Here is a 14,198-nt window from a genome sequence, read left to right on the forward strand (position 1 = left end):
AGACATTAATGACTGCTATTACAATCAGTGATCAAGAGTATCGTGACTTTAGCCGTTTTCTAGAATCGCAATGTGGCATCGTGTTAGGTGATAGCAAGCAATACCTCGTGCGTAGCCGACTGAGTCCTTTAGTGACGAAGTTTAAGCTCGCATCGTTATCAGATTTGCTACGTGATGTTGTTACAGGGCGTAATCGAGAATTACGAGTCGCCGCTGTGGATGCGATGACGACTAACGAAACCTTGTGGTTTCGAGATACTTATCCGTTCACGGTTTTAGCTGACAAATTATTGCCAGAAGTAGCGGCAAGCAAGCGCCCAATTAAGATCTGGTCTGCTGCCAGTTCATCGGGCCAAGAACCGTATTCTATTGCAATGACGATCCTGGAAACGCAACAGCGCAAGCCGGGCTTGTTACCAAACGTGTCCATTACAGCCACAGATATTTCGGCAAGTATGCTCGAGATGTGTCGTGCAGGGGTGTACGACAACTTGGCTTTGGGTCGCGGGCTTTCACCAGAACGTCGTCGCACCTTCTTTGAAAATGCGGACGGTGGTCGCATGAAAGTCAAAGATAACGTCAAGCGTTTGGTGAACTTTCGTCCACAAAACTTGATGGACAGTTACGCACTGATGGGTAAGTTCGACATCATTTTCTGTCGTAACGTATTGATTTACTTTTCTCCAGAAATGAAATCTAAAGTGCTTAACCAAATGGCGAGCAGTTTAAACCCTGGTGGCTACTTGCTGTTAGGGGCATCAGAGTCGCTAACTGGTCTGACTGATAAATTTGAAATGGTGCGCTGTAATCCGGGCATCATTTACAAGCTTAAATAGCGGTATCTCTTCATTGATAGAAAAGCCTGACTTCGTGTCAGGCTTTTTTGTTTGTTACCTTTCTGCGCCGAGCGCTTCATGTATCACTCAATTAGTTGAAGCGCGTTTTTGCCTTGTGCCCTCAACACGGTGTATCTTTATTAAGTGAGCAAAGTGATACGACATGACATTCCAGTTACTTTGGCTCACTTATTGCTATTTCAATTCACGGTAACCACTAGGTTGGTGTAATGCTTTAGGTTTTGGCATGCTAATTGCTTTTTGGTTATCAATCACGGTCAGTTCTTAATTGTAGAGGCAAACATGGCTATATCTTTTGACAATGCACTAGGCATCCACCAGCACACGGTGGGCGTACGTGAGCGCAATGCAGAGGTGATTTCCACCAACATCGCACAAGCAAACACGCCTGGTTACAAAGCAAGAGGTTTAGACTTTGCGAAGGAATTGCAAGCGGCAACATCTGGGGCAAGCATTGGTCTTAGTCGCACAGATGGTCGGCATATTCCTGCCACTACGACGTTGGTTGGGGACAAGTTATATCGTCTTCCTACGCAACCAGATACGGGAGATGGCAACACGGTAGACTTGGATTTAGAGCGTAACTTGTTTATGCAAAACCAAATCAGACACCAAGCATCACTCGACTTTCTAGGCAGCAAATTCAAGAACTTAACCAAAGCAATCAAAGGGGAATAATTTAGATGAGCTTATTTAACGTTTTCAATGTGACAGGTTCCGCAATGAGCGCTGAATCCGTTCGTCTGAATACTACCTCAAGCAACTTGGCGAACGCCGACAGTGTCAGCAGCTCTGCGAAAGACACTTACAAAGCGCGTCATGCAGTGTTTGGTGCAGAGTTAAGTAACGCCATGCGTGGCGGTGATACGGTGCCAGTGAAAGTGATGGGTATTGTAGAAAGTGATAAACCGCTGAGTGCGGAGTACAACCCAGACCATCCCCTTGCAAACGAAGAAGGCTACATTTACAAGCCTAACGTCAATGTAATGGAAGAAATGGCAAACATGATTTCAGCTTCTCGTGCATACCAAACTAATGTACAGGTCGCTGATTCTAGTAAACAAATGCTGCTGCGTACGCTGCAGATGGGTCAATAAGGATAAGGGGGTAGCGTATGGCCGGAATTAACAACGTTGGTCAAAGCGGCTTGTCCTATATCGACCAGCTTAAAAGTCTACAAGAGAGTAACAAGAAAGCGGAAGAGAGCACGGGTAAGCAGGACCTAAAACAGGAAGACTTCTTATCATTGCTCACGAAGCAACTGTCTCAGCAAGACCCTTTTAAGCCGGTAAGTAATGACCAGATGATTGCGCAAATGGCTTCATTTGCGACCGTTGATGGCATTGGCAAGATGAACACTCAGTTTGAGAGTTTGAATTCGTCAATGACATCAAATCAAGCGTTACAAGCTTCCTCTTTGGTAGGGCGTGACGTATTGGTCCCAGGAGCAGCAGGTGTGAAGCAGGACGACGCACCAATGGCGGCAATGGTTAAGCTTTCACAATCTATCGATAATCTGTTTGTTCGTGTAGAGGATGAAGCTGGCCAACTGGTTCGTACCTTTGAGGTAGGGGCGAAACCAGCCGGCGACACGCGTGTGCTTTGGGACGGTAAAGATGAAAGCGGAAATCCACTGCCAGCTGGCAAATACAAAGTGAAAGCGTCTGGCTTAGTTGAGGGGGAGTCGCAAGAGTTCCCAGTATCGACGTATGCCAACGTAAACAGCGTATTGCTTGGCAAAGGTGACGGAAACGTATTACTCAATCTGGCTGGTTTTGAATCGCCAGTTCGACTTGCAGAAGTATTGGAAGTCGGCAAAGCGTAGTCATAGCTCGCTAGATTAGGAGATTTTGGAATGTCATATGTATCTTTAAGCGGTTTGTCCGCCGCCCAACTGGATTTGAACACCACCAGTAACAACATTGCGAACGCCAACACGTACGGCTTTAAAGAGTCCCGTGCTGAGTTTGCTGATGTTTACTCTAACTCTTTATTTACTAACGCAAAAACCACACCGGGTGGTGGTGCGCAAGCAAGCCAAGTGGCACAGCAGTTCCATGAAGGCTCTAGCATTTACACCAACAACCCAATGGATTTGCGTGTTTCGGGGACAGGTTTTTTCGCTGTAGCGAAAGAGCGTCTAACTCCACAACAGAATGAACTGACACGTAATGGTGCATTTCACTTAAATAAAGAAAACTACATGGTGACCGCGAACGACGAGTTCTTGTTAGGTTACCAAGTGGACCCAAGCTCTGGTGAGGTTTCTTCATACGAGCCACAACCCATCAATATTCCTGCTGAATTTGGTAAGCCAAAACAAACAGCAAACATTGAAGTGGGTGTGAACTTGCCAGCGAACGGCGATTTGAAAGATCCAACGCAGTTTGATTTTTCAGACCCAGATACATACAACCGTTCAACCTCTTCGACAATTTATGACTCGATGGGTCAGTCTTACAAGCTAACGACGTATTACTTGAAAGATCAGACTCAGCCAAATACATGGAACACTTACTACACCGTGACAGATAAAGAAGGTGAAAAGCCTTTAAATGTTGCGGCTGGTGATGCGCAAACGCCAACAGGTCATGTGGGGCATACCATGAAGTTCAACAACGATGGTACGTTGGCGAGCTTGAACAATGGTCAGCCAATCACTTCTGTGGCTCTGGGTGATCCGGCGACGAACACGACACCAGTCGATATGAATGGTGCCGATCCTGCGCAGACGCTTAACTTCGGCTTAGGCTCAGCAACACAGTTTGCGGCTCCGTTCGAACTGACTAAGTTTGACGAAGACGGTGCAACAACGGGCTTCCTAACCAAAGTTGACTTCGATGAAAACGGCAGCGTATTGGGAACTTACTCAAACGGTGAAAACGTTACATTGGGTCGTGTTGCTCTCGTACGTGTTCCAAACGAGCAAGGTCTGGATAAGAAAGGCGGCACTCAATGGGATTCAACGCAGTTCTCTGGTGACAAGATCTGGGGTGAATCAAATAAAGGCTCTTTCGGCACCATCAATAACGGTATGCTGGAACAGTCAAACATTGATATGACGCAGGAGTTGGTGGACCTGATCTCTGCTCAGCGTAACTTCCAAGCAAACTCACGTTCGCTCGAAGTACACAACCAACTACAACAGAATATCTTACAGATCCGCTAGAGCACTAGCTGGGTCATTCGATACTCTGCTTGAGTAAGCAATGGCGTGTGATTGCTTCTTAGTAATTACCGCTTTGTTCACTTTCATCATGACATTCATCTGATGCTTAGCCTGAATACACCTCACTCAGGCTAAGCATGCTTTGATCTACGATTTGCCGCTGTTGCCGCCGTATGGATCAAAACCTTGCCTCTCGTTACAGTTTTCTGCCCCTATTGACCTCTTTTAATTGTTGATTGTTAATTCAAAGTATTGATTGATAAGCCTATTTTTGTTTTGGCATAACTATTGCTTTTACTCCGTGTACAGAGAGATTTTTTGGAGTAATTTATGGATCGCGCACTGTTTCTCGCAATGAGTGGCGCCAAGCAAAATATGCAGGCACTACAATTGCGCGCTAATAACTTGGCTAACGTAAGCACGACCGGATTTCGGGCTGATTTAGCACAGGCTCGCTCAATGCAGGCTTATGGTGAAGGCCATCCTTCACGTGTGTTCAGCATGACAGAGCGTCCAGGGCATAACTTTGCTCAAGGTAGCGTGATTACAACAGGGCGTGATCTGGATGTGACGATTGAAGGCAGCGGTTGGATATCGGTACTCGATCACACAGGGAAAGAAGGGTTGACCCGTAACGGCAACCTAAAAGTCGATCAAAATGGCATGCTTACCAACGCAAGTGGTCATTTGGTGCTGGGTGAAAACGACGCGCCGATTACTTTGCCTATTCCTCTCTCCAAAATTGAAATCGGTCGGGATGGCACCATCTCTGTACTTCCTCAAGGTGCCCCGGCAGAAGAATTCCAAGCGGTTGATCGCATTAAGCTTGTTAAGCCTAATGATCAAAGCTTGTTTAAAGACACCAATGGCTTATTTCGCCATAAAACTCCAAACCAACCTTACGAAGCAGACGCGACTGTTAGCCTCCAGACGGGAGCGATAGAAGGCAGTAACGTGAATGCCGTAGGTGAAATGACCGCATTGATTGACTTACAACGTCAGTTTGAAATGCAAGTCAAGATGATGAGCACAGCTGAAGAAATGGATAAATCTTCAGATTCACTGCTTCGTATGAGTTAACAGAGTTAGAGGTTCACTATGCATCCAGCACTATGGGTAAGTAAAACAGGTCTAGACGCCCAACAAACCAACATTGCCACGATTTCGAACAACTTGGCGAACGCCTCTACTGTCGGCTACAAAAAGAGCCGTGCAGTATTCGAAGATCTGTTCTATCAGAACATCAACCAGCCTGGCGGCCAGTCATCTCAGAACACGGAACTGCCAAGTGGCTTGATGCTAGGTGCGGGTTCTAAAGTGGTTGCGACGCAAAAAGTGCACACGCACGGCAATGCACAGACAACGACCAACGCACTGGACATGATGGTGGAAGGCGACGGCTTTTTTCAAGTGACATTGCCGGACGGCAACATCGGTTATACCCGTAACGGTCAGTTCACGCTAAATGGTGAAGGCACGTTAGTCACGTCGGGTTCTGGCTACCCTGTAGAGCCTGAAATTGTGATTCCAGAAGATGCGATTTCTATTACTGTCGGTACGGATGGTGAAGTGTCGGTTCGCGTCCGAGGTCAGCAAGACAACCAAGTCGTTGGTCAGCTAACCATTACAGATTTTGTTAACCCGGGCGGCCTAGAGCCAATTGGTCAGAACCTTTACTTACCAACGGGTGCCAGTGGCGATCCACAAGAGGGTGTTCCTGGTTTGGACGGTTTGGGTGAAATTCGTCAATCCATGCTGGAAGCGTCCAACGTGAATGTAACGGAAGAGTTGGTCAACATGATCGAAGCCCAGCGCGTTTACGAAATGAACTCAAAAGTGATCTCGTCAGTCGATAAAATGATGAGCTTCGTTAACCAGCAATTGTAACGATTAAGAGCAAGATTTGAGGAGCTCACGATGAAACGTATTTGCCTACTCGCTTTGATTGCTACGATGTCGGGCTGTGCCATGTTGGAACCGATTGAAACGGATGAAGTGACACAAGCAACCACTGTGGTCGACGCAGTAGAAGGCGATAAATCGAAAGAAGAGAGCAGCGGTATTGTAGATACTTTACGTGGTAGAAGCGATCCGGTTGCTGGCGACCCTGCTTGGGCTCCAATTCATCCGAAAAACAAACCTGAGCATTATGCTGCTGCAACAGGTTCGTTGTTTAGCGCCGAGCACATTACCGATCTCTATGACGATTCTAAACCACGTGGTATTGGCGACATTATTACCGTAACACTGGATGAGACAACCAGTGCGACGAAAAGCGCAAATGCCGATTTATCGAAAACCAATGAAGCGCAAATGGACCCGCTTCAAGTGGGCGGAGAAGAGCTGCAAATTGGCGGAAAATATAATTTCTCTTATGACTTAAACAATTCCAACTCATTTGCAGGTGACTCTTCTGCAAAGCAGAGCAACAGCATCAGTGGTTACATCACTGTTGAGGTGATTGAAGTACTGGCAAACGGGAACCTCGTGATCCGCGGTGAGAAGTGGATGACGCTAAATACAGGTGATGAGTACATACGTTTAAGTGGCACTATTCGTCCGGATGATATTAATTTCGACAACACCATTGCATCAAATCGTGTTTCTAACGCAAGAATTCAATACTCAGGGACTGGTTTTCAACAAGATATGCAAGAGCCAGGCTTCTTGGCACGATTCTTTAATGTAGCGCTATAACACGCCGTTCTGACGGCAATTTGACTGCAAGAGATAAGTAAGCATGAAAAAACTCCTTTTAGTACTGATGAGCGTTGCTCTGTTTTCTACCGTAGCCCAAGCCGCACGTATCAAAGACGTCGCGCAAGTGGCAGGTGTACGAAGCAACCAACTCGTGGGTTATGGTTTGGTTTCAGGCTTACCTGGTACGGGTGAAGCGAACCCGTTTACAGAGCAAAGTTTCGCCGCCATGCTGCAAAACTTCGGCATTCAGATGCCGCCGGGCACAAAGCCAAAAATTAAAAACGTTGCCGCAGTCATGGTTACGGCAGAGTTGCCGCCTTTCTCTAAACCGGGTCAGCAAGTGGACGTGACTGTCTCTTCCATCGGAAGTGCTAAAAGTTTGCGTGGTGGTACGCTACTACAAACGTTCCTCAAAGGTCTCGACGGTCAAGTTTACGCGGTTGCTCAAGGTAACTTAGTGGTGAGCGGCTTCAGTGCTGAAGGCGCTGACGGTTCTAAAATCGTAGGTAACAATCCAACCGTTGGTCTTATCTCTAGTGGTGCGACAGTAGAGCGAGAAATTCCAAACCCATTTGGTCGTGGTGATTACATCACGTTCAACTTGCTTGAGTCAGACTTCACAACGGCTCAACGTATGGCGGATGCTGTAAACAACTTCCTTGGCCCACAAATGGCGAGCGCTGTTGACGCGACATCAGTGCGCGTGCGTGCTCCTCGTGACGTCAGTCAGCGTGTTGCGTTCTTATCGGCAATCGAAAACCTAGAATTCGACCCGGCAGATGGTGCAGCCAAAATCATCGTTAACTCACGAACGGGCACTATTGTAGTTGGTAAGCATGTACGTCTTAAACCAGCAGCAGTAACGCATGGCGGCATGACGGTTGCGATCAAAGAAAACCTGAATGTTAGCCAACCTAACGGCTTTTCTGGTGGGCAAACCGTAGTCGTACCAGACTCGGATATCGAAGTCAGCGAAGAGCAAGGAAAAATGTTTAAGTTCGAACCAGGCTTAACGTTGGATGATTTGGTCCGTGCCGTGAACCAAGTCGGGGCTGCGCCTTCGGACTTGATGGCAATTTTACAAGCATTGAAGCAAGCTGGTGCCATTGAAGGCCAGTTGATCATCATTTAATGGTTAGGAGGTAGGTATAATGAACAATCCTAACGACATTGGTTTTATCCATGACATCAGTTCTCTGGACACTCTGCGTCAAAAAGCAGTGAAAGAGGGAAAAGATGGCGAGCAAGAAGCATTGCATGCGGCTGCTCGTCAGTTCGAATCGATCTTCACCTCCATGATGTTGAAATCCATGCGTGAAGCCAATGAGGGCTTTGAGTCCAACATGATGAACAGCCAAAACGAGAAGTTCTACCGACAAATGTTGGATGAACAGATGGCGAGTGAATTGAGTTCGTCTGGTTCAATGGGACTGGCCGATATGATTGTTAAGCAATTAACGGCTGGGCAAGGGAACGACAAAAAAGAAACGGCTATGCGTGATGCGGCAAACAATGCTGCGGAATATCGTCGTGTTGACCCGAAAAAAGCGCGCGAGATTGAACAGCGCTTGATTGAATCTGGTCAACTATCTCGACCAAGCAATGAACCCACTCGATTCGATTCACCAGAATCCTTTGTTAACTCGATGAAGCCATACGCGGAGAAAGCTGCGAAAGCCCTAGGTGTCGAGCCATCTTTGCTACTTGCGCAAGCCGCTTTGGAAACGGGGTGGGGACAAAAGGTCGTGAAGAACGCGCGTGGCAGCAGCAACAACTTATTTAATATCAAAGCAGATCGAAGCTGGCAGGGTGACAAAGTGACGACGCAAACTTTAGAGTTCCACGATAACACGCCAGTGAAAGAGACGGCGGCGTTTCGCTCCTACTCAAGTTACGAAGACAGCTTTAATGACTTTGTACGATTTTTGAATGACAACCCACGTTACGAGACAGCATTGCAGCAACGCGGGAATTCAGAGTCGTTTATTCGCGGTATCCACAGTGCGGGTTACGCGACCGATCCGAACTACGCAGATAAAGTCCTGCAGGTGAAGGATAAAATCGAAAGTATGTAATGTCTCTGCGCCAATTTATGACGTTCTCGAAGGCTTGCCATAGTGCAAGCCTTCACTTTATCTGAATATCTACGCCTTTCTATCACTTGGCACATCTTTTGCTTTTGATGTGTCTAGGTGATCGGTTTTGCCGATTTATATTTCGTTTTCGGGGGCATGTATGGCGTCAGATCTTCTGAATGTAGGTACTCAAAGTGTGCTTACTGCTCAGAGACAATTAAACACCACTGGTCATAACATTTCTAATGTTAATACAGAGGGTTATAGCCGTCAGTCTGTTATCCAAGGCACGAATGATCCGCGCATGTTTGGTGGTTCTACCTACGGCATGGGTGTGCATGTGGAAAATGTTCGCCGCTCGTGGGATCAGTTTGCCGTGAATGAACTGAACCTGTCGTCGACCAACAATGCCAACAAAACGGATACCCAAGACAATCTTGATATGCTCTCTAGCATGTTGAGCTCCGTAGCATCGAAGAAAATTCCCGAGAACCTGAATGAGTGGTTCGATGCGGTAAAAACCATGGCAGATACCCCGAACGATTTAGGGGCACGAAAAGTGGTATTGGAAAAGGCGAAAATCTTCTCTGATACATTAAATGATTTCCACGAAACCGTTCGACTGCAATCTGATGTCACCAATAAAAAATTGGATATGGGCATTGAGCGCGTTAACCAACTTGCGTTGGAAATTCGCGATATTCATCGACTGATGATGCGCACCCCCGGCCCACATAATGACCTGATGGATCAGCATGAAAAGCTGGTTACTGAGCTGTCAGAGTACACCAAAGTTACCGTAACCCCACGCAAAAATGCGGAAGGGTTTAATGTTCATATCGGCAATGGACACACTCTTGTTTCTGGCACGGAAGCAAGCCAGCTCAAAATGATCGATGGCTATCCGGATGTTCATCAAAGACGATTAGCAATGGTGGAAGGGAATGGCATTAAAGCGATCAAGTCTGATGATATGGATGGCAAAATCGGCGCTTTACTTGAAATGCGCGACAAACACATCCCACAACTGCAAGATGAAATGGGCCGTTTAGCAACGGGCTTCTCCTACAAAATTAATCAGCTGCAATCTCAAGGTCTGGATCTCAACGGTAAGATAGGTAAAGACGTATTTACCGATGTGAACTCTGAGCTGGTGGCAAAATCTCGAGTTTTTGCTGCGCCTGACTCTCAAGCTGATGTTGCGGTTTACATCGAGGATATTTCCGCGATCAAAGGTGGTGAATATTCGCTGCGTTATGATGGCGACCAATACAGCGTGACAACACCGAAAGGTGAGCAAATGTCGTTGAACATCGACCGTTCGGATTCGTCGTTTGTTCTGGATGGTATGAAAGTGCAAATTGGTGAAGGCCTTGCCGCCGGTGAGCGCGTATTGCTACGCCCAACGAGAAGTGGTGCAGCCATCATAAAGATGGAAACCAATGATGCAAAAGCTATTGCCGCACAAAGTTATGAAGCCTCAACCACTTTTGCCCAAGGTAACGCCAAGTTTAAAATTCGTGAGGCGGGGGATGTTAAAGAGTTTGAGGTTACCGTACACCCAGCCGACGAGAAGCATGATAAGCCGTGGTTAAAGATCACGGATAACAAGGGTAATTTACTATCGGACAAATACTCATACCCGTTAGATAAAGATAACCCGATGATTGAAATCTCAGTGCCGAAAAGCCATCCGCTGTATAAAAACGGCGATGCAACCGTGTTTGAGTTGAGCGAAGGCGCACTGATGAATGATAAATTCACCGCAAACTTGGTGCCTTCTGAAGGTGGTAACGGCAACTTGAGAAAAATGCAGAAGATCCAAACAGACAAGATGATGGATGGAAAATCCAGTACCTTGATCGATGTTTATCATAACCTCAATACCGAAGTTGGACTGAAGTCTTCTACAGCAAACCGTTTAGCCTCCGTCGCTCGTTTAGAGCATGAAGCGGCGCAAGAGCGCGTTGCTTCTATTTCTGGTGTTAACCTCGATGAAGAAGCGGCCAACATGATGAAGTTTCAACAAGCGTACATGGCTTCATCACGCGTGATGCAAGCGGCGAATGATACCTTCAATACCATTTTACAACTGAGGTAAGGAGAAGAGATAAGTGCTAACCCGAATTTCTAGTTTCCATAACTATCAGTCCGTACAAAATGATCTGCGTCGTCAAGAGAATAAGGTTCACCACAACCAAGAGCAGCTTGCTTCAGGGAAAAAGTTACTGAAACCTAGTGACGACCCCCTCGCTGCGCATTACATCCAAAACATTAGTCAGCAACAAGAACAGCTACAACAATATCTTAGCTCGATAGTGTTGGTGCGTAATCGTCTAGAAAACCACGAAGTTAATATCGCCAATGCGGAGAATTTTGCCGACGAGTCGAAGCGCTTAACGATGGAGATGATTAACGGTGCCTTTTCTGCTGAAGACCGACAAGCAAAGAAGCGTGAGTTAGAAGAGATTGCGAACAACTTCCTTAACTTAGTGAACTCGCAAGATGAATCTGGTAACTACGTGTTTGCAGGCACTAAGCCAAAAAGTCAACCATTCTATCGCGATAAAGACGGTAGTGTTCAGTACGCTGGAGACGATTATCAGCGCAAAATGAAAGTCTCTAGCATGCTTGAGATGCCAATGAACGATCCTGGCAGCAAGCTGTTTATGGAGATACCAAACCCATTTGGCGATTATCAGCCGAATTACGATCTACAAAACGGCTCTGAGCTGTTGCTAAACAAAGCCACTAACGTTGACGCGAATGATGATGCGGCGTATCGCGTGACATTTGTCGATATGAATAACGGCAAATTTGGTTACCAATTAGAGCGTAACGGCAAAGTAGTGGATGCCGATGAGTTTTCTCCAGAGAAAGGGATTGAATACAAAGGCCTGAAAGTGCACGTAAAAGGCCAAATTACGCCTGGTGACAGCATTGAGATCGAAAAGCGGGCAGAGTTCAGCATTTTCGATACCTTCAAGGATGCAATGGCATGGTCAGACAAATCGGTTTCGGATACGTCGGCGACCGCCAAATTGCACCAAATGACAGAAGAATTCCACGCTGCTTTTATCCATTTGAATAAAGCGCGTACAGATGCCGGTGCTCGATTGAGTACGCTGGATATCCAAGAGCAAAATCATGAAGACTTTAATTTGTCTCTGGCAAAAGCGAAGAGCAACTTTGAGGACTTGGATTACTCTAAAGCCGTGATCGAGTTCAGTGAAAACTCGCGAGCGTTACAGGCATCGCAACAAGCATTCGGTAAGACCAAAGATCTAACGTTGTTTAACTACATCTAGTATGACACTCATACACATTGTCTGATTTTGATGCCTTATGTGCAAAGCCTTAAGCGCGATAAGTCGACGTAACCTGAGAGTCTGAGATGTCATGCGGCACGATTTTACCCAAAGCGGCAATGATGCGGGAGGCAAGTCGGGCGGCAACAGGGCAGCGTTCAATACCCTTGGGCTAAGGTGAGTCTGACAAACCGGAAATAGCTTAATGATAAAGCTAACTTATTGTTTATTTGATTCTTTTAAAAGTAGTTAAATAATTTACGCAAGTTGGCACACAAATTGTATTGAAAATATCAGAACAGATTTAGAGATTCTAAACCCTGCGTTTAAGGCAGATTTAGCAAGTAACTTTTACGGTCAGTGCTTATCCAAATGAGAGTAAAGCTGGCCGCTTCGCAAAAGCTTGCGAACTCAACAGGAGAGCAAAATGGCTGTAACAGTTAGTACTAACGTCTCCGCGATGACCGCGCAGCGTTACCTAAACAAAGCGACTGATGAATTAAACACGTCGATGGAGCGCTTATCTTCAGGACATAAGATTAACAGTGCAAAAGATGATGCGGCAGGTCTACAGATCTCTAACCGCTTAACTGCACAGTCTCGTGGCCTAGATGTCGCAATGCGTAACGCGAACGATGGTATCTCGATTGCACAAACCGCTGAAGGTGCGATGAATGAGGCAACCTCTGTCATGCAACGAATGCGTGACCTTGCGATTCAATCATCGAACGGTACTAACTCTCCAGCTGAGCGTCAGGCGATCAACGAAGAGTCAATGGCATTGATTGACGAGCTAAACCGTATTGCAGAAACCACTTCATTTGGTGGTCGTCGTCTATTGAATGGCTCATTCGGTGAAGCAGCATTCCAGATTGGTGCGAGCTCAGGTGAAGCCATGATCATGGGACTCACCAGCATTCGTGCGGACGATACTCGCATGGGCGGTGTGACCTTCTTATCTGAGAACGGTAAAGATAAAAACTGGAGCGTTGACCCAGCTAAATCTGACTTGAAGATCACGCTACCAGGTATGGGTGAAGACGAAGACGGCAATGTTGATGATCTAGAAATCAACATTAATGCCAAAGCGGGCGACGACATCGAAGAGCTTGCCACTTACATTAATGGTCAGTCTGATATGATTAATGCGTCTGTAAGTGAAGATGGCAAGTTGCAAGTTTTTGTCGCGCATCCAAACGTTCAGGGTGAGATTTCTATTTCTGGTGGATTAGCATCTGAGCTTGGCCTGAATGATGAACCTATCAGAACGTCAGTACAAGATATTGATATGACCACGGTACAAGGTTCTCAAAACGCGATTTCTGTGCTGGATTCGGCACTGAAATACGTAGACTCGCAACGTGCAGACTTAGGTGCGAAGCAAAACCGTTTGAGTCACAGCATCAACAACTTGGCGAATATCCAAGAAAACGTTGACGCCTCGAACAGCCGAATTAAAGATACAGATTTTGCGAAAGAAACCACGCAAATGACCAAAGCACAAATTTTGCAACAGGCAGGTACATCGATTCTTGCTCAAGCGAAACAGTTGCCAAACTCTGCAATGTCACTATTGCAGTAGTTTACTTAGCCTGTACTCAATACATTCAGACGTGGATGGGAATGCAGGCTTTTGGCAAGCAACTTTACAATAGAATGAGCGGCTCTCTCATCTCTCACCTGCCAATCATTTTCAATGTAAAGTTGCACTCGGTATGCCGGAAATGTGTTCATTTCTCTTGATCTCCACATAGGCTCTGGCGACCAACCTAGCCCCAGTTCTCTCAAAGGAAAAGGGGCTTTTTCTTTTCTAATTTTCACGTCTATCGTCTGCGAACTTATCTTCAATTGTTTCCTTTTGCTGGTTTTCTATACAATTTATCCCTCTCGGCTCGATTTGTGGAAACTTGAGCACTTTTTCTTACTTTTCTTCAATTTTATTAGCTAAATCTCGCAATGTTATTTTTTTAAACTTTTTTCTAAAGCTTCTGAATTTGGTGTCGTTAATAGAGGTAACTTTGAGAGAACTACTTGGTTTTCCGAGACGTCGGAAACCGCTACACCGGAAAATCAATTGGAGAAATCACCA

Annotated in this window: 13 protein-coding genes; all 13 read left to right on the top strand. The window is 46.1% G+C overall.

Features of this window, described 5'->3' with window-relative positions; translation table 11 throughout:
- The first annotated feature begins 8 nt into the window (after positions 1-8).
- Positions 9-836, top strand: a complete 828-nt coding sequence (locus R7044_RS22180; protein WP_005382024.1) for a CheR family methyltransferase — start codon at positions 9-11, stop codon at positions 834-836.
- Between the two features lie 303 nt (positions 837-1,139).
- Positions 1,140-1,535: a flagellar basal body rod protein FlgB gene (gene flgB / locus R7044_RS22185; RefSeq protein WP_005382026.1), complete on the top strand. Its 396-nt coding sequence runs from the start codon at positions 1,140-1,142 to the stop codon at positions 1,533-1,535.
- A gap of 5 nt (positions 1,536-1,540) precedes the next feature.
- Positions 1,541-1,954 carry a flagellar basal body rod protein FlgC gene (gene flgC, locus R7044_RS22190; protein WP_005393132.1) on the top strand — a complete coding sequence of 138 codons (414 nt, stop codon included), beginning with the start codon at positions 1,541-1,543 and terminating at the stop codon, positions 1,952-1,954.
- 17 nt (positions 1,955-1,971) lie between these two features.
- Positions 1,972-2,682, top strand: coding sequence for a flagellar hook assembly protein FlgD (flgD, locus tag R7044_RS22195; RefSeq protein WP_005382029.1), 711 nt, complete (start codon positions 1,972-1,974; stop codon positions 2,680-2,682).
- A 30-nt stretch (positions 2,683-2,712) separates the two neighbouring features.
- The gene (gene flgE / locus R7044_RS22200) at positions 2,713-4,026 is read left to right on the top strand and encodes a flagellar hook protein FlgE (protein ID WP_005382030.1); all 1,314 of its coding nucleotides are present in this window, start codon (positions 2,713-2,715) and stop codon (positions 4,024-4,026) included.
- Between the two features lie 330 nt (positions 4,027-4,356).
- Positions 4,357-5,106, top strand: coding sequence for a flagellar basal-body rod protein FlgF (gene flgF / locus R7044_RS22205; protein ID WP_005382031.1), 750 nt, complete (start codon positions 4,357-4,359; stop codon positions 5,104-5,106).
- 18 nt (positions 5,107-5,124) lie between these two features.
- Entirely contained in the window at positions 5,125-5,913 is a 789-nt protein-coding gene (gene flgG / locus R7044_RS22210; protein ID WP_005382032.1) for a flagellar basal-body rod protein FlgG, read from the top strand.
- A 30-nt stretch (positions 5,914-5,943) separates the two neighbouring features.
- Positions 5,944-6,723: a flagellar basal body L-ring protein FlgH gene (gene flgH / locus R7044_RS22215; protein WP_225455810.1), complete on the top strand. Its 780-nt coding sequence runs from the start codon at positions 5,944-5,946 to the stop codon at positions 6,721-6,723.
- Between the two features lie 43 nt (positions 6,724-6,766).
- On the top strand, positions 6,767-7,858 hold the full coding sequence (locus tag R7044_RS22220) for a flagellar basal body P-ring protein FlgI (RefSeq protein ID WP_005393118.1): 1,092 nt from the start codon (positions 6,767-6,769) through the stop codon (positions 7,856-7,858).
- 16 nt (positions 7,859-7,874) lie between these two features.
- Positions 7,875-8,801 (top strand): flagellar assembly peptidoglycan hydrolase FlgJ, encoded by a 927-nt coding sequence (flgJ, locus tag R7044_RS22225; protein ID WP_031779079.1) that lies wholly within the window; start codon positions 7,875-7,877, stop codon positions 8,799-8,801.
- Between the two features lie 160 nt (positions 8,802-8,961).
- On the top strand, positions 8,962-10,902 hold the full coding sequence (gene flgK / locus R7044_RS22230) for a flagellar hook-associated protein FlgK (protein ID WP_206958478.1): 1,941 nt from the start codon (positions 8,962-8,964) through the stop codon (positions 10,900-10,902).
- A 13-nt stretch (positions 10,903-10,915) separates the two neighbouring features.
- Positions 10,916-12,109: a flagellar hook-associated protein FlgL gene (gene flgL, locus R7044_RS22235; protein WP_206958476.1), complete on the top strand. Its 1,194-nt coding sequence runs from the start codon at positions 10,916-10,918 to the stop codon at positions 12,107-12,109.
- 427 nt (positions 12,110-12,536) lie between these two features.
- The gene (locus tag R7044_RS22240; RefSeq protein WP_085570130.1) at positions 12,537-13,691 is read left to right on the top strand and encodes a flagellin; all 1,155 of its coding nucleotides are present in this window, start codon (positions 12,537-12,539) and stop codon (positions 13,689-13,691) included.
- Positions 13,692-14,198: the final 507 nt, after the last annotated feature.

This window comes from Vibrio sp. 1402, assembly GCF_033340275.1.